Consider the following 19,664-nt stretch of genomic DNA (forward strand, 5'->3'; position numbering starts at 1 on the left):
CCGGACGGTGGCCGGACCTCTGATCAGCGTCTCCGACGAACACCCCCGGACCCGGTGACACCACCCCCCAGGTCATGCTTTCGACAGGGGGCAACAGTCATGCCGGCCCCGGAGGCCAGCGGTCCCGTTGCAGGACCGCGAAAAACATAACGGGGCTTGAACCGTCAGCCGGGAGTCAGGGCCGTGACCAGGTCGGGTGCCGCGAGAAGGCGTACGCGGGAGGCGTCCAGGGCGAGGGGGTGCAGCGCGTACGCCTCGGCGCCGTCGGCCGGCTGCACGTCGCCCCGCAGCAGGTAGACGAGGTCCGGCGCTGCGAAGTCGCCGGTGTCGGCGTCCGGTGTCCCGATGCGTGCGGCGAAACGGGGCACGTCCTCGTCGTCGCGGCGGGTGTAGAGGCAGCGCGTTCCGTCCGGGTGGCGCAGGACCACTGTGCCGGCGCGGGCTGCGGCGTGCCAGCGTGCCAGTTCGCCGAGTCCGATCCGCGCACCGGAGGCGAACAGCTCGGTCAGCCGGTGCGCGAGAGTGGCCAGCGCGTCGGCGTGACGCCATACCGCGTGCTGGGTTCCGGTGACGCCCTTGACGACGTCCAGCCAGCGCAGTGTGCGGCTCTGCACGTCGATCATGAGGGGGACGCAGGCACGGCCGCTGCCCGTGAGGTCGAAGCGCTGCTCGACGGAGCGCGGGTCGAACAGCGGGCCGTCCGCGCCTGGCCCGTCCCGCAGCATGAGGCCGGCGAACGCCTCGGCCAGCTCGCCGAACGGCACGTCGTTGTAGGAGAAGACGACGGCGACGGCATACCGGGCTCCGGTCTCGGCGAGGCGGTCCAGGTCGAGGTCGACGAACTCGGTGGCGCCGAGCGGAGGCGGTGCGGACTGCAGGTCGCCGGAGTGCACGGCGGCCTTCCGCGCGTACCGCAGGTGGGTGTAGTCGCAGACGCCGATGTGCCGCCACTGCGCGTCGAACATCGCGACGGACAGGTCGAGATCGGTACGGCCGGAGGCTTCGCTCTCCTCCCAGGTCAGGAACAGCCGCAGCGAACGGCCGTCGGGGAGCGCGAGTTCGCTGCCGCGCGGGAGGGTGACCAGGGCGCGGGACGCGGTGCGTTCGGCGAACGGTGCGATCATCCGGTCCAGTCCGGCGTCCACGACGGCGACGCCGACGGGGGCACCGCGCCCTGCCCTGCGCAGGACCTCTGCCGTGAGCACCTCGGTCACGGACCGGGTGACGGCGGTCGGCAGCAGCGGCCGGACGTCGTCGGTGACGTGCGTCTTCGCGGCCCCCGCCTTGGGGAAGAACACGCGGACCGTGTGCTCGCGGTCGCGGACCCGCAGGGAGCCCAGGGCGGACAGCAGCACGGCGGGCGCGACGGAGGTCGCGGCGTGCTCCAGTGCGCGGACGACCGCCTGGGCGCGACCGGTGCCCGTATCGGCTTCGGACGGGTCGGCGTTGGACGGGTCGAGGTCGACCGCGAGGCGCAGCAGGTGGTCGAGGCGGCGCACCAGTTCACCGGGGCGGCTGCTGAGCAGGGCGAGCGCGCCGTCGATGTCGCGGGCGGCCAGGGCGGCCTCGACCCGGCCGCTCCAGCGGTGCGCCGTCACCGAGTCTCCCGTCGCGTCGATGCCGTCGTGGGCTGCCGCCGTACGGCGCAGGACGGTGGACAGGGTGTCGCCTGTGAGCGGGGTGCCGCGCAGGGCGGCGAACGCGAGGGCCGCCCGGGGGAAGCGGTCGGCCTGCTCGAAGGGGTGGAGACGCTCTGCGGCGTGGATCCAGGCGCGCCGGTGGCGTCGCATGTCCTCGGCAGCCTGTGCGGGGTCCAGGGTGTCGAGGACGGAGAGCAGCACGCGCCGCAGCGGCCGGGGCGTGCGGGCGAAGCGGGGGATGTCGACGAGCCCGGGGTCGCCTCCGGAGCGCAGCACCAGGACGCGCAGCACGTCGGTGGCGGTGTCGATCCGTGCCGTCGCCTCGGCGACGGCGGGATGGGCGGGGTCCGTGCCGGGGACGTCGAGGAGCCAGGACACCAGGCGTGCCTTCGTCTCCCTGCCTGGGACCCGCGCGGGAAGACGGTCGAGGTCGTCACGGGAGCGAGCGGCCAGCAGCGCGCCGAGGTCGTCGGCGTCCTGCGGTGAGAGCGCGCCGGTGCGCGCCAGCAGGTCGTCGAGTTCGCGCGCGGCGTCCTTCTGGCATGCCGTCAGGTCTCCGCCGTGGGAGAGCAGCCGCAGCCGCTGCGGTGCCGAGGTGGCGCGCCCGAACAGGCGCCGGCGCGGCGGGGCGGGGCGCAGGAAGGGGTCGGCGGGATCGATGCGGCGCTCGCACACGGGGCAGGCGGAGAAGTCGGCGCCGTCGAAGCAGGACCCGCACACGAGGTGCGCGCAGGGCGAGACCGGGACGACGGAGCCCGCTGTGCCGCACAGCACGCACGGCTGGTCGGGGTGCTGGAAGAGGATGCTGAGGACCCGCTCGACGTAGTGCCGGCAGGTGTCCTCGGGCACCGTGTCGGGGAATCCGCGCAGGAGCGGCACATGGTCGCGGTGTGCGCCGATTTCTCGGTCGACGGCGTCGAGCAGGGCCCGGCCGGTGTCCCCGAGCAGACGGGTGTCGGTCGCGGCGAACGCCCGCCGCAGGCCGGGTGACAGGAGGTAGCCGCGCTGCACGAGCTCGGCCTCGAGCAGGTCCGCGCCGGTCTCCCCCGCGGGATTCGCCCCCGCGGGATTCGCCGCCGCGCCGGGAGCGGGCAGGTAGACCGCGGCGCGCCGGGTCAGCAGGACGGTGGCGAGGCTGCGCGGGCGCGTCGCGCCGGCGGCAGTCGTGGTGTGGGTGGTGGTGCCGGTGCGCGACACGGTGGTTCTCTCCCCTCCCCGGGACGGCCGGGTGATGCGCGGGGCGGGAAGTGAGCACGCTGATTCATCAGAAGAGTATGAGAAGGAAGCACACTCGGGAGCCGCCCCGCGCAGTGTGAACGTAGCACCGTGCCCGCCTGTCGATCTTCCGGATTTCCGGCGCCGGGTCGTACCGCCAGGGGTTCACGGTGGCTGCCGGGCGCGGGCGCCGTGTGCGGGCGGTCCGGGACTGCCCCGGGGCGAGCCGGGGGTCGGCGGCGGCTGCCGTGGTCGGCGCGCTCGCGCTCGGTGCCCGGTCTATGCCGGGTCCCGGTGAGGTGTCACGGGCCGGGAAAGGGGTGTGGGGTCGTCGCTCGCCTTCGGGAGGGAATCCTGCGGGTGCGGGCGACACCTGTACAGTCCGCCGCCTGCAGCCGGCTCCGCCCGCCCGGTCGCGGTCAGCCGGGCATCGCGGTGGGAAGCGAAGACCTCCGCACGGCGCGAGCCCGGACGGCTCCACCGCGCAGGAGGTCTTCGCCGCCCTGCTCGAGCCCTGCGGCTGTCGGCAATGCTGCGGTCAGTACTCGTAGTCGGCGCTCAGGGCGTACACATCACGACCGAGGTCCCGGAGAGTGTGCACCAGGGAGAGCCCGGCTTCCGGTTCCCGGCGGTGCCGGCGGAGGGAGGGTCGGCTCCTCGCCGATCTGGCGAACAGGACGTCCAGTGCCTCGTGGTCCAGAGCCGCCAGGTTCGCGCCGGTCAGGCGGTCGTAGCTGTGGCACAGCGGACCGATGTCCGGGCCGTGGCTGTCCCTGCCCCCGTCGCGTACGGGATCGAGGGCGCGGGAGACGGCGTCGCGGAAGGCGTTCAGCGTCCGTTCCTGCGCGAGGAGCAGGCCCATTGTGCTGACCAGGGACGGCGGGTAGGGCGAGGAGTGCCGGTCGTCCGCGTCGAAAGCCGCCTCGATCACGGTGTCCGCGATCTCGCGCCAGGCGCGCAGTTCGGCTGCGGCCTGCTGGAAGCGCATGAGGATGTCCGGGGGAAGCGAAGCCTCAGCCGCGGAATCCCCCTCGCCCACCGCTCCGAACGCCCGCCGCACTCCCCGGGTGACGGCACGTTCCAGCAGCGCCGGCGAGGTGAGGCGGTTGCCGATCTCGTCGAGGGAGCTGCGCACGCCGGAGGTCTGGCGCATCAGCTGGCTCATCCGGCTCTCGATCAGCGCGATGCGGTCGTCGTTGAAGGTGGCTTCGAGACGCTGCATCAGCCCCTTGACCGCCGCGGCGAAATCGTCCGGGAACCGGCGGGGCGCGTAGCCGAAGACCCGCTCGAAGGGTTCGGTCACCACGTCGGAGAGGTTCTCCGCGAGGTACCCGTTGACGACGAGAACGACGAAGGACGGACCGTTCGCCGCCGCTGCCGCTTCCGCGCCCTGTGCCGCGACCCGCAGGGCCTCCTCGTCGTTGAGAACGGACTGGCTGAGGACGATCCCCAGGCCGGCGCCCTCCCCGCCCACCGGCAGCCAGAAGTCCACGCGCCCCGCCCGGGCCCGCCCGGGCACTTCCAGGTCCCCGGTCTCATCCGCGGTCCCGAACCGGTGGTCCTGCTCGAAGGCCCAGCCTCCGCTGTCGAGGACCCGCACGATCTCGGCCCGCACATCCTGCGGCGAGGAGGCCTCGAACTGGTCGCGCGCCACTTCCCGGACCATCGCCCGGCTGATGTCGGTCCCGGCCGTCGCAGCGGCCTGGTAGGCGTGGTAGCAGAGGCGGATGACCTTGCGTGCGTTTCCCCCGGCGAGTTCGACAAGGTAGGCGATCACCTCCTCGCTGAACGGGCCGAGGGCCGGACCGTGGCGGCCGGCCGGTCCGCCCGCCCTGCCGAGGGCGTGCCGGATGTACCCGCGCGTGTCCTCGGCGGACAGCGCCGTCGGCCGCACCAGGCAGGAGATCCGCTGCTGCGCGTCCGTGGGCAGGATCTCGATGAAATCCGGGAGCCCGCTGAGGATCAGCAGCGAGCGGGTCTGTGCGAAGACCTCCAGCAGCTTCTTGAAGGCGAGGACCGATCCTTCGTGCTGTGCGCTGCGTGTGCCGCGGGAAAGAACCTTCTCGAACTCGTCGACCGCGAGGACGAACCGGTGTCCCTGCCTGCCGTAGAGGAAGGCGAAGACACCGATGGCCTCGAGTGCCGAGATGTCGGTGTCGATCGTGCGCTCGACGCCGCGCTCTTTCAGTACGGGGTCGGCGGGGTGGCCCGCGAGCCATTCCCAGACGGCCGCTTCGAACTCGGGGCGCAGGAACAGGGCGAGGGCGGTGCCGAAGTCGCTGTGCTCGGTGATGTGTCCGAGCCGGGCCTGGAGCGCTTGGAGGAACGCGGATTCGCTCAGCCCGAGCCGGCGGACGACTTCCTGCGGGTGGAGTCGGCGGTCCTTCAGCATCCGCGCGGCGTCCGCGGTCAGGGGTGAGTCGGCCAGTTCCTCGGCCACGACGTCGGCGTAGTACTCGGTGACGCGGCGGCGGACGTCGTCCTTGTCCAGCTTCGGGAAGAAGCGGTCCTTGTAGAGGGCCTGGAAGGTGTCGGAGGGCGCGTCGACGTACAGCGTGTGGGCGGTGTCCTCGCCGTGCTCCTCGATCCAGTGCAGCAGTTCGACGGTGAGGTGGGTCTTCCCCGTGCCGTACTCGCCGACCACGGCGATCACGTGGCCGCTGCCGCCGGAACCGGGGGTGTCGGGCCGGGCGCCGGAGGTGCCGAGGAAGGAGCGGACGTGGTCCAGAGCCTGGCGCACCGCCGGGGTGGCGATGCTGAAGTCGGCCCCGTCGGAGGGCGAGTGACGGGCGACCGCGCTGACGGGGAACGGATTGGGGGTGTGCGCTCTCATCACAGCATCGCCTTCGCCGCGTAGTACTCCGTGAAGTCCGAGTAGCTGACCTGGTTGCGGCTCGCCCGTATCGCGGTGTCGAGCACGTGCTCGCAGGTGATCTGGAGTTCACGGATGGTGGTGCGGCCCCGGCCCTTGATCCGTGTCTGCATGAACTGCTGGATGGTCGCCTGGTCGATGGCGGGCACGACGAGGCCGTTGGCGTTCGCCAGGGCCAGCCGGTGGCTGACGAACTCCCAGCCGTCGCGCTCGTCGAGGACGTCCACGGCGAAGTGGGCGAGCGGCTTCGCTCCCGCGACGGAGAGGGACGGGACAGCCCCGGCCACGTTGTCGTAGGAGGACTCGCAGAAGAACAGCACCTGCCTCTGGACCAGCCGCAGGTACTGGTGCACTTCTTCCGCCAGCTCGGAGGGCGGCAGCAGGACGAGGAGGGCGATGTTCTTGACCCGCACGATCTTGGAGAGGTAGGGGCAGAGTGTGGCCGGGTCGTCGCGCCGTCGTTCCAGACCGTCCTGTTCTGCGGTGCTGAAGATGCCCAGGAAGTCCAGATCGTCGAGGAGCCTGGCGATGACGTGCTTGACGCGGGTCGCCGTGTCGTCCCCGACCCGGCCGTCCGCCGTCAGGTCGACGATGTGGGCGGTGAGTGGTGCGTACTGCCTCTCGAGGAAGGTCTTCGTCCATGATGCGGCGCGGTGGGTCCAGGCGGTCTTCCCGCAGCCCTCGGGACCGGTGATCAGGACCACCTGCCCGGCCTGTCTGATGTCCGGGTTCTCGCGCAGGTGCGTGACGTACGCCTGGTAGGCGTCCTCCGAGTGGTCGACCTTGGCGTACCACGCGTCGTGGGCGGGCGTCTCCCACGGGCAGAGGGGACGGTTGTCCGCCGGTGTGCGCCCGGGGGCGGTGAAGGGGTTGGGCATGGTCTGTACGGACACTCCTGCCTGCTGGGGCATCGCCTGCGCCGCCTGGGCTGCGATGACCTCGGATTCATAGGACGGGGCACAGGGGGGACGTGGGATCCTCCTTCCGCATGGGGCGGCGTCGCAGGTAGGTGAGCCCGTCGGCCGCCAGGGCGATCCGCTCCGTGTCGGACTCCAGCGCACCCAGCAGCTCCCCGACGTGCTCCACCCGGTCAGGGAGACGGCCGTTCGCCCGGTCGGCCGCCCAGCCTTCCTTCAATTGGGCGCGGTACCGCGGGCTGTCCAGGTCGTTCACCAGCCGCTTGGCGAACTGCCAGCTGTCGCGTCCGGCGGTCGCCCGGCGCAGCACGGCGACCAGGTTCCGTCGGGTCGTATCGACCTCGGCCGGGGAGGGGCTGGCGCCCACCGTCGTCTCGGCCCACCCGGCGGCGTACGCGGAGACGGCGTCGCGGAAGGCGGCCGTGGCCGTCCGGATCCCGTTCGCGTTCGCCAGACCCCTGTCCCGGGCGCTTCGGATCTCGGCGGCGCCCATGGTGAGCAGCGCACCGACCACCAGGGGCGGCAGCCAGGACAGCCAGCCCGGCGTCGAGGAAGCCGAGGCCGGGGGATTGCCCCTGGTGAGGGCCTGGGCCTCCACGTGTGCCGCGCAGGCGCGGCGGAAGTCGGCGGGCCGGGCCTTGCGCCAGGCCTCCAGGGTCAGAGTCTTCGTCCCGCCTCCGGCCTGGTCGACCGCGGCCGGTGTACTCGCGGACGTCACCAGGCCCAGCGCGGCCCCCGCCTCGACGACGCCCTGGCGGCCGCTCGCGGAGAGGCAGACGACGGTGCGTGCGTCGTCCGGGGTGGCGGCCGACGCGGAGCCGGGCGCGAGCGCAGCTGCCAGCAGGAGCGCCGCACAGAGCCGCCGACATAAGGCTCCCCCCACACCCAACACCCCGCTCCCCCGTGCGTGATCAGCCGCTCCGAGGCTACCGTGCGGCTCGTGCCCGGGGACGGAAATCACCGCATCGTGCCGATCCGTCCGGGCCGCGGCTCCGGACCTGCGGGCGGCCCGGCTGCGCGTGGTCCCGAGGTGGGGGCGCAGGCCTCGAGCGTATCCCCCCGGGAACGCGACCGGGCCGGCCGTCGAAGCTCCTGTCGGCGTTCCGGCCCGTGGTCTCCCGCTCGGCCGTCGGACGCCCGACGGGTGGGAGGCCTCCTCGGACACGCACGTGCGCCCGGGGCGGCACCGCGCGGCCCGTCCGACTGGCTGCTCCTGGAGCGGGACCGCCTCGGGGGCGAGGTCCGGGACGCGGTACCGGTCCAGGCCGACCTCCCGGCCGGGGCAGCGCATTTGCAAACCTACCTATCGATAGGTAGGTTTTGAGAATGGACAACGTCACCGCCCCATCCCTTCGCGCCGTCGGGCTCCGTCGTGACTTCGGCGAACGCACCGCGGTGCACGGGCTCGACCTCGAGGTGCATCCCGGTGAGGTGTACGGGCTGCTCGGGCCCAACGGTTCGGGCAAGAGCACCACCGTCCGGATGCTCACGACCATGCTCCGCCCCTCCGGGGGCACCGCCGAGGTCGCCGGGGCGGACATCATCCGTGACCCCGGAACGGTCCGCCGCCGTACCGGGGTGGTCCTCCAGGGCAGCGCCCTCGATCCGCGCATGTCCGCGCGCGAGCTGCTCCGCCTGCAGGGGCGGCTCCAGTTCCTCACCGCCCGGCAGGCCCGGGCGCGCTGCGCCGAGCTTCTCGCCGCTTTCGACGCCGAGGAGTTCGCGGACACCCCGTCCGGCAGGCTCAGCGGCGGGCAGCGCCGCCGGGTCGATCTCGCCGTAGCCCTCGTCCAGCGCCCGGACGTCCTCTTCCTGGACGAGCCCACGACAGGGCTCGACCCGGCCAGTCGCCGCGGCCTGTGGGACCAGATACGCGCACTGTCCGCCACCGGCGTGACCGTCCTGCTGACCACCCAGTACCTGGACGAGGCCGACCGGCTCTGCGACCGCATCGGCATCCTCCGGGCCGGACGCCTCATCGCCTCCGCCGCCCCGCAGGCCCTCAAGGCCGAGATCGGCGACCGGATCCTGACCCTGCGCTTCCACGACGCCTCTGCCGCCGACCGGGCCCGTGAGCTTCTGGCGGCCCGGGGCGAGCAGCTCCGTACCGCCGAAGCCGCCCCTCACGCGGTGAGCATCCGGCTCACAGGCCCCGGAGCCGACGGGCAGACGCTCCTCGCCCTGGCTTCCGCCGGACTGCACGCCGACTCCCTGACCGTCGACGAGCCCAGCCTGGAAGACGTCTTCCTCCGCCTGGCCTTCACCCCGGAAGGCGTCCACACCGCATGAGCACGATCACAGCCACCGTCACCGGCCCCGCGGGCCGACGCACCGCGGCAGCGTCATGGACGGCCCTGGTCCCGCTGACCGTCCGATCCCTCAGATCCTGTCTGCGTACACCCGCCCTGCTCGTCTCGCCGCTCCTCACCAGCGCCTTCTTCATGATCATCTACGAGGGTCAGCTGTCCTCGGTCACCGCCGCGACCGCCCCCGGCGGCCGCTACATCGACGTGGTCCTGCCCCTGTGCCTGCTCACCACCGCGTTCACCGGCGGCGCCACCGCGGGGCACCTGCTGGTGAGCGACATCGGCTCGGGCTATCACGCACGGCTCTGGCTCACCCCGGTCCGCCGCTGGACCCTGGTCACGGCCCCCGTCCTGGCCGGAGTCGCCGTCCTGGCGGCTCAGGCCACCGCGCTCACCGCACTCGGCCTGCTGCTCGGGCTGAACCCCGTCTCCGGGATGCCCGCCCTCCTTGCTCTCGTGGGCGCCACCGTCCTGCTCGGCACCGGATTCCTGCTGCTCGCCGCCGCGGCCGGCCTCCACACCGGCAACAGCTCGGCAGTCGGCTCCGTGACCCTCGTCTTCTTCCCGCTCTCGTTCTTCACCGCCACCTTCGTCCCGCGTGACCAGCTCGGCGGCTGGATGGCCCGCGCCGCCGACCTGAACCCGCTCACCCCGCCGCTGGACGCCATGCGCAGCCTGCTCACCTCACCGTGGACCGAGCAGAATCTGCTGCCGGGGACGCTCGTGGCTCTCGCCTTCCTGGTGGTGGGCGCTGCCGCGGCCCACCTCGCCCTGACCCGCCGTACCCGCACAGGAGTCTGACCCCCATGCCCCGACAGACCGACACCCGAGCCCGTGCCCGCGACGAGTTCGCCCTACGGCTCGCCGAGTACGGCTACCTCGGCGTCTCCCTCGACGACATCGCCAAAGCCGTCGACGTGAAGAAGGCCAGCCTCTACCACCACTTCCCCGGCGGAAAGCCCGCCCTGTTCATGGAGGTGGCCGACCACTACACCAAGGAGGCCTCGTCCCTCCTCCAGGAGGCGCTCGCCACCCCGGGCACCCTGTACGACAGGCTCTTCGCGCTCGCCGCCTCCTACGCCCACGGCACCTACAACTCCGCGCTCAGCAACCAGATCTACTACGCCATCCGCCACCTCGAAGCAGACCAGCGCGCCACGGTCTCCCAGGCCTATGTGCGCGGACTCATCCAGCCCGTCACCGACCTCATGGCGCACGCCGTGGCCACGGGCGAACTGCGGGAAGCGGACCCCGGGTTTCTCGCGAACGCCTTCATGGAGCTCGCCGCCATCGTGCATCCCCCGCAGGACGGCCTCGCACCGGCAGCCGTCGACCGCCTGGCAAGGGACGTCGTCGACCTCTTCCTGCGAGGGGCCGGGCAGGACACCTCCTGACCCTTCTCCCGGTCTTCGGACGCCCTCGGGCCTGCCACCCGGGCGGCCCGCGAAGGCTCTGCCGGACCGGGCCGCCCGGTCGGCGGCTGTCGGGCCGGGGACGGATTCGCCGGTGTCACAGCGCGTCCGATGAGTTTGCGCGGTCCGGCCGGTCCAAGCTGGTGACACCTCGGAAAGGACACCGTCATGCCGGAGCTTCTCGTCGACTTCATCACGTCCCTCGACGGCTACGCGTCGGGAGAGGGCTGGCCCGGGTTCTGGGGCCTCGAAGGCCCGGAATACCTCGCGTGGCTCGGAGAGCAGCCGGAGGTCACGTACCTGATGGGAGCGAACACCTACCGACTGATGTCGGGCTTCGCCGCGGGCGAGGTCCCGAGTGGCCAGGACGAGTTCAGGCCCGAGGAGGAGGCATCCGTCGACGAGCTCACACGGGCGTCGAAGGTGGTGTTCTCCTCCTCGCTGAAGGAGCCGCTGACGTGGGCGAACTCCTCGCTCGTCCGCGACAACGCCGTCGAGGCGGTCCGTGCCATGAAGTCGGGCGGCGGGGGGCTGCTCACCACGATCGGCAGCCTCAGTCTGAGCCGGTCGCTGCTGCAGGCGGGTCTCGTCGACCGCTTCCGGGTCGTGATGTTCCCGGTGATCACCGGGGCCACCGGGGCGGAGCGGATCTACGACGGATATCCGGACGTCGCCCTCGAGATGACCGAGCACCGCACCTTCGACGGCAGCATCCAGCTGGTCGAGTACAAGCCCCGCGTGCTCGACCGTCCGCCGCTCGGCGTGTCCGGCTGAGGGGCCCCTCGGTCTGTCGTCGCGGACAAGGGGACGGCGGGGGATGGGGGGACGGCGGGATCCACCGGCCGGCAGCAGGTTCGGCACGTACCGACGCATGACCGCCGCGGCTCCGGGCACGCGCAGGAGGAAGCTCGAAGGAGGGATTCCCCCATGATGGTTGTCGGTATCGTCGGCGTCTGTGTCGTCCTCGCCGTGCTCGCGTTCTTCGTGCCGCGGTTGTCCCACCACCCGCAGCGCGGCACCCAGCGCGGTCTCGGTCTCGGCTCCCGTGCGGGCAGCAAGGCACCCGGTGTGCTGGGCCGCGTGTTCAGCAAGCCGTTCCGCAGCAGTTCCAAGGCGGTCGGCCGCAGCGGCTCCGCCGGCCGGCGCGCCCGCGGCCGGATGCCTTTCTGATCCGACCGCGCCCGGACGCCGTCGCGGCAGCAGCCCGGCGGAGCGCCCACACCAGGACCGCGACACGACCGGCCCGCCGCACACGCGGCGGGCCGGTTCGCGTACGCCAGTGGATCTATTGGGCCGGGACGGGGACAGCGGCCAGCGGGCTTCCTCGTCCCGTTGGTGCTCGCCCTGCCCGTCGCCGTGTGCTGCGCGCTCAGGCCCGGCGAGTCTGCTGACGCCGCGTGAGCCTGCTGTTCCTCACGCGGCGTCAGGCCGTACTGCCGGTGCCGCGGATGCGCGGCACGGGTGTCACCGCCGCCCCGGTGTCGCCGCTGTGGGGCCTCGGGATCAGTTCTGGTCGAGGGGCAGTGCGATGTCGACGACCTGGCGGCCGGTGGGGAAGGTGCCGCGGAAGACCGTTTCGCCGTCGAGTGCGTTGACGCTGTAGAAGCGGTAGCGGCCTGAGGTCCGGAGGGCGGCGAAGCCCTTGTTCTCGCCGGTGGACGCCTTGTAGTAGATGTCGAAGCCGGCCGAGGGGCCGGCGTCGACGCCGAGGTTGCCGGTGGGGGCGAGGGTGCCGGCGTTGGCCGGGGACTGGAGCGAGACGCGGTCGTTCACCGTGTCGATGTCGAAGAGCGTGGTCGCGGTGGCGGTGTTGAGGTCGTTGTTGGTGTAGGCGGCGCCGGTGACACCGAGTGCGGTGGTGGGCGGCGTGGTCGGGTTGGTGAGGGCGCCGTCGGCGGTGGTGGTGCGCGGGGCGGCCGGGTCGTCGATGTTGTGGCGCAGGTTCTGCCCGGTGTCGCTGATGACGCGCAGCCGGTTGGCGGCGGGGTTGAAGTCGACGCCGAAGTGGCGGCCGGCGAGGGCGACGGTCAGCTGGGAGACCTTGACGGCCCCGGCGTCGCTGTCGAGCGTGTAGACACCGCCCTTGTCGCCGACGCCGTAGAGCTTGCCGTTCTGGACCCGGAAGTCGATGCCGACGAGCTTCGTGTCGCCGCGCAGGCCGCGGACCGTGCCGAAGCTCCACGTGGCGGCCGGGTCGTCGACGCGGAAGCCGACCAGTCGCTGGTCGGTGGTGAGGCCCACGCTCACGAGAGCTCCCTTGGCCGCGCGGCCCTGGGGTGCGAACGGGCTGGGAACGGCCGGGTCGGCGGACGCCGTGACGGGGGCGAACAGCGATGCGGCGAGAGCGGCGGTCGCGGCGGCAGCGCCCGCGGCGAGACGAGTACGCACGAAGGTGACTCCGATCGGAGATGCGGCCCGCTCCCGGGCGGGGGCGGGTCCGGGACTCCTTCGGCGCGGCATCCGGCATGGATTGCCGCGAAAGACGCATATCACCCGAATGGTCGTGATCTGTGTTCTCGTGCGGCCTCTGACGGGTCAGGCGCGGTCCGTGCGTTCCGCGGCGGCCGGAGACGGGGGGCCGGCAGCCGTTCAGGTGTCGATGGGGATGATGCCGAGGGGCTTCGTGGTGGGCTGGGTGGATCCGCCTGCGGGCTCGACGGTGATGCCGACGGCGACGGCGTCTCCGAGGGGGCCGTCCAGTACACGGGCTGTCTGCTCGGCGCCGCCGGGGAGCAGCCCCGCGGGGCGCAGGTCGCCCGCCGCGGCCGCGTACCAGAGTTCGTAGACCTTGCCCTCGGTGAGTGCGGGCAGATCGCTGGCGGTGAACGCGGACTCGCCCTGCCGGCGGGAGACGACGACGGCCGCGGAGGCTCCGTCGGCGAGTGTCGCGGCGTGGATGGTGGCGTCGGGTGCGGTGAGGACGTCGGCGAGCGCGGCACCGGCGGAGCGGGCCTCCTCGCGGGCGGTGGCGGCCTGCTGCCGGGCGTCGTCGGCCCGCGTGTGCTGCCAGGCGGCGATGCCGCCGAGCGCGGCAGCGGCGGCGAGGCTCGCCGCGAGCGCGAGGCGCAGGGTGCGCCTTGCGCGGGGGGCCGGGCGGATGCGGTCCTGGGGTGTGCGGGCGACGGCGTCGAGGACCCGGGCCCGCAGACGGGGCGGTGCGGGCAGTGCCTCGGCGTCCGCCATGCGCAGGGTGGTGGACCGGAACTCGTCGACCTCGCGGCGGCACTGTGCGCAGCCGGCCAGATGGTTCTCGAACGCGGCCTCCTCGGCCGGGGGCAGGGCGTGCAGGACGTAAGCGGCGGCCGCGAGGTGCGGGGGGCCCGGGTCCTGGGGGCCGGACGCGTCCGGGTGCGGTTCGCCGGCGGTCGTCATGAGCGGCCGTCCAGACAGGCGCGCAGCTGCTTGAGGCCCTTGCGCATACGGGACTTCACCGTGCCTTCGGGGGTGGACAGCGATGCGGCGACTTCGAGGTAGGTCATGCCCTGGTAGTAGGCGAGGACGAGCGGGACGCGCTGCGGCCGCTCCAGCCGGCCGAGGCAGCGGTGCAGCCGTCTGCGCTCGTCGTGGTCCTCGACGGCTTCCGCGACCTCGTCGAAGGCCCGGTCGGGGCTGAGGCCGAAGGCCCGCTGCTCGCGGTCGGCGCTCGCCTGGGCGGCGCGGACCCGGTCGACGGTGCGGCGGTGGGCGAGGGTGAGGACCCAGGCCCTGGCGGAGCCGCGTTCGGGGTGGAAGCGGTCGGCGGTGCGCCACACCTCGATCATCACGTCCTGTGTGACCTCCTCGGCCTGCGCGGCGTCCCGCAGGATCCGGCACGCCAGCCCCATGACCGCGTCGCACAGCGCGTCGTAGACGCCGGTGAAGGCCGCGTGGTCCCCCGCGGCCGCGCGGGACAGGAGAGCGTCGACGTGCTCGCCTGCGGCTGGTACGTCCGGCAACGGTTGCCCCTCGCTGGTTCCTGGTCGTTCCGTGGACGCCTGTACGCCGTGGCTTCCGGCGCCGGGCCGGTGACCGGCCTGTCCGACTCTGCCCGCGCGGGCACGGGGGCGCCCTGTGGCCGGTCCGGCCGGGTGACCCCGGGGGCCGGGCTTCACGACCGCTCCGGGGCGCCGCCGCCCGGGTGGCCGAGGGCCGGGTCGCCGAGGGCCAGTGCGACGTGCACCGTCTTGCCGCCGAGCCGAGGCACCACGGTGACGGCTCCGCCGAGTCGCCGGACGATGTCCAGTCCGAAGCCCCCGCGCTCGCCGCCTGCCGCGCGCCGGTGGAGCTCGGGGATCACCTCGCTGTCGTCGGCGACGTCGATGCTGAGCACGCCGGCCCGTACGCCGAGGGTCAGCACGCACGGACCGCGGGTGTGGCGGACGGCGTTGGTGACCAGCTCCGAGACGATGACGACCGCGTCGTCGGCTCGTGTGCCGCAGTCGGACTCCGCCAGCCATCGGGCCGTGATCCGGCGGGCGGCGGCCGGGCTGCGCAAGCCGCACGGCAGAGTGACGGAATGGCGGTTGGTGTCCGGTGCTGCGGCGGTGATCGTCATGACCGCTCCCCGTGAGCGATGGCCTGTCACGGGGGATTCGTAGCCGTGGCGGGTCCGGATGTGCGAACGGCACGGGAGGAGGCCCGCCCGTGGGCGGGGAGGGCGTTCCGCGCCGTCCGCCGCGAACCGCTGACGCCCGGTCACCGCGCGAACTTTTTCGCAGCTGTCTCATCCGGACCGCGGCCGGCTCCGAATCACCCATGTCCTGCACAGCGGAGCCGACGAGCCGCCGGCGGACCCGTCACCGGGTACCGGACGATCGGGGACTCCGACTCACCCTGTGCTTCCCGCGAGAACCTCATGAGAGAGGTGCGTCCGATGACCTCATCGATGCGCGCCCGCCGCCTGGTGGCCGGAGCCGCCGCGACGGGACTGCTGGCCGGAGGAGCCGCGCTCGGCATGTCGGGAACGGCGACCGCCGCCCCGGCGCCCGCGTCCGCCCCCACCGTGGTGACCGGGGACCACCACGACCGGCACAACGGACACGACCGCTGCACCTGGAAGAAGGGGCACTGGGAGAAGAAGTGGGTCAAGGGCCACTGGGAGAAGAAGTGGACCCACCACAAGACCTGGCACAAGGGCCACCACGACAAGCACGGCAACTGGCACAAGGGCTACTGGGACCACGACCGCACGTACAAGTGGGTCTACGTCCACGGCCACTGGGACCATCACTGGGTCAAGGGCCACTGGGACTGCAAGCACCGGTGACCACACCGGGACCGCGGTCACGGCACACCCCGCGGGGCGGCAGGCGCAGGCCTGCCGCCCCGCGGCCGGTGGAATCGTGCCGTGACCGGACCGTCGGACGGTCCGCCTCCCCGGGGCGGACGAACCCCCGGGCCCTTCGGGAAGGCCCTCCTGAGCGCTCCGGAGCCTACCGGTGCCTTCCGCGGGGCCTACCGGCGCCTCCCGGGGCCTTCCGGGGCGGACGCGCAAGCGGAAGGGGACTTTCGCGCTCCGCGGTGCCCGCCCGGCGCGGTCCGCTCCGGACGGCGCGGCAGGCGGCGGCACCGGCGTGGCGGCGGTGAGGCGGCCCCGGCCAGGCACGATCACGTCCGGGGCGGCGCTGAACCGCGCCCGGCGGCCCGGCGGCGGGGCGCGTCGAACGGTTCGCGCCCTTCTCGTAGCGGAATTTCCACCGGCCGGGCACGGGATCACACTGCCAGGTATCCGATGCAGGGATATCACACCGCCGCCGCTTGATCGAAAACGGCATTTGAAAGACGGTATTGTGCCGCGAGAACCCCTTCGCTACGATCGCAATCCTCACCGGCCGTAAGTCCGCTCATTGCAGGGGGCGATGTGGGTGCGTCAGCGTCAGAATCATTGCCCGAGCGGGATTTCTGATGGGCGAGACCGAGGGGAAATCCGCGCCTTCCGGCGCTGATTTATCAGATGACGAGCAATTACCGGACGACGCGCCTTCCTCCCCTTTCCGAAGACGGGACTTCTCGCTCTTCTGGGCGGCGGGTGCCGTCGACGGTCTCGGGACCTGTGCGTCCTCCCTCTTCCTTCCGCTGATCCTGCTGGGCGCGGGGCACTCGTCCGGGCTCGCCGGCCTCGTCGCCTCGGTGGCGCTGGTCAGCGGCCTCGTCGTCTCGCCGGTCGCGGGTGTGTTCGCCGACCGGCTGCCGCGCAAGCCGATGATGTACACGGCGGCGCTGGTCGCCGCGGGGGCCACCGGTACGGTGTTCGTGGCCGTCGCGCTCGGCCATGTCGTCCTCGTCCACATCCTCGTCGCGGCCGTCGTCGAGCAGGCGGCGAGCGCCGTCTACGGGGCTGCCGCCTCCGGGACGATCCGGCGGCTCGTGCCTCCCGCGGAGTACTCCCGGGCGATCGGCTGGCTCCAGGCCCGGGACCAGGCGGTGCAGATCGTCGGGCCGACGCTCGGCGGTGTGCTCTACCAGATGGCCCGGTGGGTGCCGCTGCTCGCGGACGCCGTGTCGTTCCTCCTGGTGGCCGTGTTGAGCAGGGCGATCCGCGCGGATCTCACGCCCGAACGGGACGGCAGTGCCCCCTCCTTCACCCGAGAGCTCGCCGAAGGCATGCGCTTCGTGTGGGCGGAGCCGTTCCTGCGCTTCGTGGTCGTGTGGACCGCCGGGATCAACGCACTGCTGGGAGCGCTGTACTTCCACGCGGTCTTCGCCTCGCACGCCGAGGGCGCCAGCCCCTCCTCGATCGGTCTCGTCCTCACCCTCGCGGGCGTCGGCGGACTGCTGGGCGCGCTCGCCGCTCCGTGGCTGGTGCGGCGGGTGCCGGCGACGCTGATCGTCACGGGCGCCTCGTGGGCCATGGTGCCGGCGGCGGCCGGGCTCGCCTTCACCTCCCGGACCTGGGCGTACGGGCTGCTGCTGAGCGGTGTGTCGCTGATCGTGCCGTCGGTGGCGGTGGTGCTCCAGACCCGGGCGGTGCTGGTGACCCCCGACCGTCTGCTGGCCCGGATGGGCACGGTGCTGGGGACCGCCGGCCAGGGTGTCGCGGTGCTCGCCCCCGTGCTGGCCGGGGTCCTGGTGGCGGCGTACGGGGGGCGCGCGGTGGCGCTGGGCTGCGCGGGCGCGTTCGCCGGGCTGGCCGTGTACGCGACGGCCAGGTCCCCGCTCGTCGTCCGGGAGGCGCCGTGACACCGCCCTCGCCGAAGACGGCAGCGCGCACGTACGGCGTCTACCGCCCGGTGCTGCCCGTGACCAGTCCCCGCAATCCCGACCGGATGGTGTACACGGGGGACGCCGACGGCCGGTGCGAGATCTTCACCTGGGACCGGTCCACGGGCGTCGGACGGCAGTTGACGGACCGTCCGCACGGCACGCTGCTCTGCGCCGTCGACAGCGACGAGGCGGTGTGGTGGTTCGACGAGGACCGCGGCGGCAGCGGCTGCTGGCGTGTGCAGGACTTCGACGGCGGGCCGGACCGCACCGCGCTGGCCGGGGTGCCGCCGGGGCGGTACGCCGGACTGGCACTGACGGAACGCGGCACGGTGGCCGTCGGGATCCGCGGCTCCGAGGGGTTCGGCGTGCACATGGGGCGGCGCGGCGGCCGGGGCACCCCCGTGATGCGCACGACGGACCCGGCCACCCTGTGCGACCTGGCACCGGACGGCTCGCTGCTGGCGGTGTCCGGCCCCGCGCACTCCGCCCGCGCCGTGACGCTGCTGGCCCCGGACGGGACCACCACCGCGGTGCTCTCCGGCGCGGCGGAACGCACCTGGGCGTTCGGCTTCGCGCCGGCGCTCGCGTCGTACTCCGGTCCCGGGTACCCCTCGGCGGCGTCCGGCCGCCCGCTGCTGCTGGTCATGCGCGAGCGGGCCGGCCGCTACCACCTGGGCGTCTGGACCCCCGGTGGCGGACTGGAGCTGCTGCCCTGGTGCACCTTCGACACCGAGACGACCGCCCGCTGGTACCCGGGGCCGGGGAGCGCGCGGGTGCTGCTGCGGCAGGACCGGCACGGCCGCAGCAGGCTCTTCACCGCCGACCTGGACCGCGGGGAGCTGACCTCGGTGCCCACGCCCGAGGGCAGCATCCTGGCCGCGTCGCCCGCCGCCGGCGGCGACGTGCACTACATCTGGACCGACGCGGTGACCGTGCCCCGCGCGATGTCGCTGTCGGGTGCGCCGCTGCCCGGGCAGAGCCAGTGGCGGCTCCCCCGGTTCGGCGCCCGCCGGGACCTGTGGACCCCGGGGCCCGACGGCCCGGTGCACACCTTCGTCACCACGCCCGCGGACCGCCCGGCGCCGCACCCGCTGGTCCTCCTCGTGCACGGCGGCCCGGCCGACCACGACCGCGACGCCTACGACCCGATGGTGCAGGCCCTCGTCGGGTCGGGGTACGCCGTGGCCCGCGTCAACTACCGGGGCTCGACGGGCTACGGGCCGCGCTGGCGCTCCGCCTGGTCCGAGGGCGTCGGCCACACCCAGGTCGCCGATCTGGTGCGGGTCCGGGCCGATCTGCTGGAGCGGGGCATCGGCCGCCCGGGAGCCGTCGGCCTGTGCGGCACCTCGTGGGGCGGCTACCTGACGCTGCTGGCGATGGGAACGCGTCCCGGCCTGTGGGACGTCGGGGTGGCCGTCAAGCCGCTCGCCGACTGCGCCACCGCCTTCCGGCACTCCACGCCCGCCCTCCAGGCGCTGGACGCCTCGCTGTTCGGCGGAACCCCGGACGAGGTGCCGGAGGCCTACGCCCACGCCTCACCGTCCTCGTACGCCGCGGCCATCCGGTCGCCCCTGCTGGTCGTCGCGGCTCGGCGGGACGCCAAGTGTCCGCCGGAGCAGATCGAGGCGTACCTGGCGGTGCTGCGCGCCGGCGGTGTCCCCCACGAGGTGATGTGGCTGGACTCGGGCCACGACGGCTACGACGGAGCCGACCACCTGGCCGTCATACGGCGGTCGTTGCGATTTCTCGGCGGCGGGCTGCCTCCGGCGCCCGATCAGGCCGAGCCGCCCCCACCCCCGGAGAGGAGGTGATCATCATGCAGAAGGACATCATCCACGGCGACCCGCTCGACGGCGACGAGGAGAGCCGCAAGCCGGGCGTCGGCGTCGTCGTCTACCTCCGCTCCGCGGAGGAGATGGAGGACGAGGACAAGTAGTGGTCAGGGGCCGGCTCCGCGAGCGGCCCCGTCCGGGCGGAACCACGGCCGGACTCCCGGCCGGCCACCCCGGCCGGTGCACCGTCACGGGGTCGTCAGGCGCCCTTCCGGCGCCTGACGGCTTCCCGGCCGGTGCCCGGCCGGCACATCATCCCGTGCACTGATCACATGAGAAGAGGCGAGC

16 protein-coding genes are annotated in these 19,664 nt (G+C 73.0%); 8 read left to right on the top strand and 8 right to left on the bottom strand.

The genetic code is table 11. The annotated features are described in order from the left end of the window. Positions 1-164 precede the first annotated feature (164 nt). The 4 genes from IAG43_RS00100 to IAG43_RS00115 form a co-directional block, all read right to left on the bottom strand. Entirely contained in the window at positions 165-2,837 is a 2,673-nt protein-coding gene (locus IAG43_RS00100) for an MXAN_6230/SCO0854 family RING domain-containing protein (RefSeq protein ID WP_187738682.1), read from the bottom strand. 556 nt (positions 2,838-3,393) lie between these two features. Continuing rightward, positions 3,394-5,688 (bottom strand): ATP-binding protein, encoded by a 2,295-nt coding sequence (locus tag IAG43_RS00105; RefSeq protein ID WP_187738683.1) that lies wholly within the window; start codon positions 5,686-5,688, stop codon positions 3,394-3,396. Next, positions 5,688-6,605 carry a hypothetical protein gene (locus tag IAG43_RS00110; protein WP_187738684.1) on the bottom strand — a complete coding sequence of 306 codons (918 nt, stop codon included), beginning with the start codon at positions 6,603-6,605 and terminating at the stop codon, positions 5,688-5,690. Before IAG43_RS00110 ends, IAG43_RS00105 begins: the two co-directional genes overlap by 1 nt. A 67-nt stretch (positions 6,606-6,672) precedes the next feature. Next, entirely contained in the window at positions 6,673-7,533 is an 861-nt protein-coding gene (locus IAG43_RS00115) for a hypothetical protein (RefSeq protein ID WP_187738685.1), read from the bottom strand. Between the two features lie 437 nt (positions 7,534-7,970). Here IAG43_RS00115 and IAG43_RS00120 point away from each other — a divergent pair, with 437 nt between their 5' ends. From IAG43_RS00120 to IAG43_RS00140, 5 genes are all read left to right on the top strand, one after another. Beyond that, a complete protein-coding gene (locus tag IAG43_RS00120; RefSeq protein WP_187738686.1) occupies positions 7,971-8,933 on the top strand; it encodes an ABC transporter ATP-binding protein in 963 nt (320 codons plus the stop codon). Continuing rightward, the gene (locus IAG43_RS00125; protein ID WP_187738687.1) at positions 8,930-9,751 is read left to right on the top strand and encodes an ABC transporter permease; all 822 of its coding nucleotides are present in this window, start codon (positions 8,930-8,932) and stop codon (positions 9,749-9,751) included. The genes IAG43_RS00120 and IAG43_RS00125 overlap by 4 nt, the downstream gene beginning before the upstream one ends. Positions 9,752-9,756: 5 nt before the next feature. Continuing rightward, a complete protein-coding gene (locus IAG43_RS00130; RefSeq protein ID WP_187738688.1) occupies positions 9,757-10,344 on the top strand; it encodes a TetR/AcrR family transcriptional regulator in 588 nt (195 codons plus the stop codon). Between the two features lie 186 nt (positions 10,345-10,530). Next, entirely contained in the window at positions 10,531-11,136 is a 606-nt protein-coding gene (locus tag IAG43_RS00135; protein WP_187738689.1) for a dihydrofolate reductase family protein, read from the top strand. Positions 11,137-11,289: 153 nt separating this feature from the next. Beyond that, positions 11,290-11,532 carry a DUF6411 family protein gene (locus IAG43_RS00140; RefSeq protein ID WP_187738690.1) on the top strand — a complete coding sequence of 81 codons (243 nt, stop codon included), beginning with the start codon at positions 11,290-11,292 and terminating at the stop codon, positions 11,530-11,532. Between the two features lie 333 nt (positions 11,533-11,865). Here IAG43_RS00140 and IAG43_RS00145 read toward each other — a convergent pair whose 3' ends face one another. The 4 genes from IAG43_RS00145 to IAG43_RS00160 all read right to left on the bottom strand — a co-directional run bounded on the left by IAG43_RS00145 (position 11,866) and on the right by IAG43_RS00160 (position 14,896). Then, entirely contained in the window at positions 11,866-12,750 is an 885-nt protein-coding gene (locus IAG43_RS00145) for a DUF4394 domain-containing protein (protein WP_246573997.1), read from the bottom strand. Positions 12,751-12,951: 201 nt separating this feature from the next. Continuing rightward, a complete protein-coding gene (locus IAG43_RS00150) occupies positions 12,952-13,734 on the bottom strand; it encodes an anti-sigma factor (RefSeq protein ID WP_187738692.1) in 783 nt (260 codons plus the stop codon). After that, positions 13,731-14,297 (bottom strand): ECF RNA polymerase sigma factor SigK, encoded by a 567-nt coding sequence (gene sigK, locus IAG43_RS00155; RefSeq protein WP_187738693.1) that lies wholly within the window; start codon positions 14,295-14,297, stop codon positions 13,731-13,733. The genes IAG43_RS00150 and sigK overlap by 4 nt, the downstream gene beginning before the upstream one ends. 152 nt (positions 14,298-14,449) lie before the next feature. Continuing rightward, positions 14,450-14,896 (bottom strand): ATP-binding protein, encoded by a 447-nt coding sequence (locus IAG43_RS00160; RefSeq protein ID WP_187738694.1) that lies wholly within the window; start codon positions 14,894-14,896, stop codon positions 14,450-14,452. A gap of 318 nt (positions 14,897-15,214) precedes the next feature. Here IAG43_RS00160 and IAG43_RS00165 point away from each other — a divergent pair, with 318 nt between their 5' ends. From IAG43_RS00165 to IAG43_RS00175, 3 genes are all read left to right on the top strand, one after another. Beyond that, positions 15,215-15,607 carry a hypothetical protein gene (locus IAG43_RS00165; protein WP_187738695.1) on the top strand — a complete coding sequence of 131 codons (393 nt, stop codon included), beginning with the start codon at positions 15,215-15,217 and terminating at the stop codon, positions 15,605-15,607. Positions 15,608-16,245: 638 nt separating this feature from the next. Next, a complete protein-coding gene (locus IAG43_RS00170; protein ID WP_187738696.1) occupies positions 16,246-17,520 on the top strand; it encodes an MFS transporter in 1,275 nt (424 codons plus the stop codon). Beyond that, positions 17,517-19,355, top strand: coding sequence for a S9 family peptidase (locus tag IAG43_RS00175; RefSeq protein WP_187738697.1), 1,839 nt, complete (start codon positions 17,517-17,519; stop codon positions 19,353-19,355). The genes IAG43_RS00170 and IAG43_RS00175 overlap by 4 nt, the downstream gene beginning before the upstream one ends. The last annotated feature ends 309 nt before the right edge of the window (positions 19,356-19,664 follow it).

Source organism: Streptomyces genisteinicus, from assembly GCF_014489615.1.
Classification (GTDB): Bacteria; Actinomycetota; Actinomycetes; order Streptomycetales; family Streptomycetaceae; genus Streptomyces; species Streptomyces genisteinicus.

Excerpts from the sequence above, each read along its gene's own strand:
- IAG43_RS00105 (WP_187738683.1), bottom strand. The coding sequence starts at position 5,688 with ATGAGAGCGCACACCCCCAATCCGTTCCCCGTCAGCGCGGTCGCCCGT.
- IAG43_RS00110 (WP_187738684.1), bottom strand. The coding sequence starts at position 6,605 with ATGCCCAACCCCTTCACCGCCCCCGGGCGCACACCGGCGGACAACCGT.
- IAG43_RS00120 (WP_187738686.1), top strand. The coding sequence starts at position 7,971 with ATGGACAACGTCACCGCCCCATCCCTTCGCGCCGTCGGGCTCCGTCGT.
- IAG43_RS00125 (WP_187738687.1), top strand. The coding sequence starts at position 8,930 with ATGAGCACGATCACAGCCACCGTCACCGGCCCCGCGGGCCGACGCACC.
- IAG43_RS00130 (WP_187738688.1), top strand. The coding sequence starts at position 9,757 with ATGCCCCGACAGACCGACACCCGAGCCCGTGCCCGCGACGAGTTCGCC.
- IAG43_RS00135 (WP_187738689.1), top strand. The coding sequence starts at position 10,531 with ATGCCGGAGCTTCTCGTCGACTTCATCACGTCCCTCGACGGCTACGCG.
- IAG43_RS00140 (WP_187738690.1), top strand. The coding sequence starts at position 11,290 with ATGATGGTTGTCGGTATCGTCGGCGTCTGTGTCGTCCTCGCCGTGCTC.
- IAG43_RS00150 (WP_187738692.1), bottom strand. The coding sequence starts at position 13,734 with ATGACGACCGCCGGCGAACCGCACCCGGACGCGTCCGGCCCCCAGGAC.
- IAG43_RS00160 (WP_187738694.1), bottom strand. The coding sequence starts at position 14,896 with ATGACGATCACCGCCGCAGCACCGGACACCAACCGCCATTCCGTCACT.
- IAG43_RS00165 (WP_187738695.1), top strand. The coding sequence starts at position 15,215 with ATGACCTCATCGATGCGCGCCCGCCGCCTGGTGGCCGGAGCCGCCGCG.
- IAG43_RS00170 (WP_187738696.1), top strand. The coding sequence starts at position 16,246 with ATGGGCGAGACCGAGGGGAAATCCGCGCCTTCCGGCGCTGATTTATCA.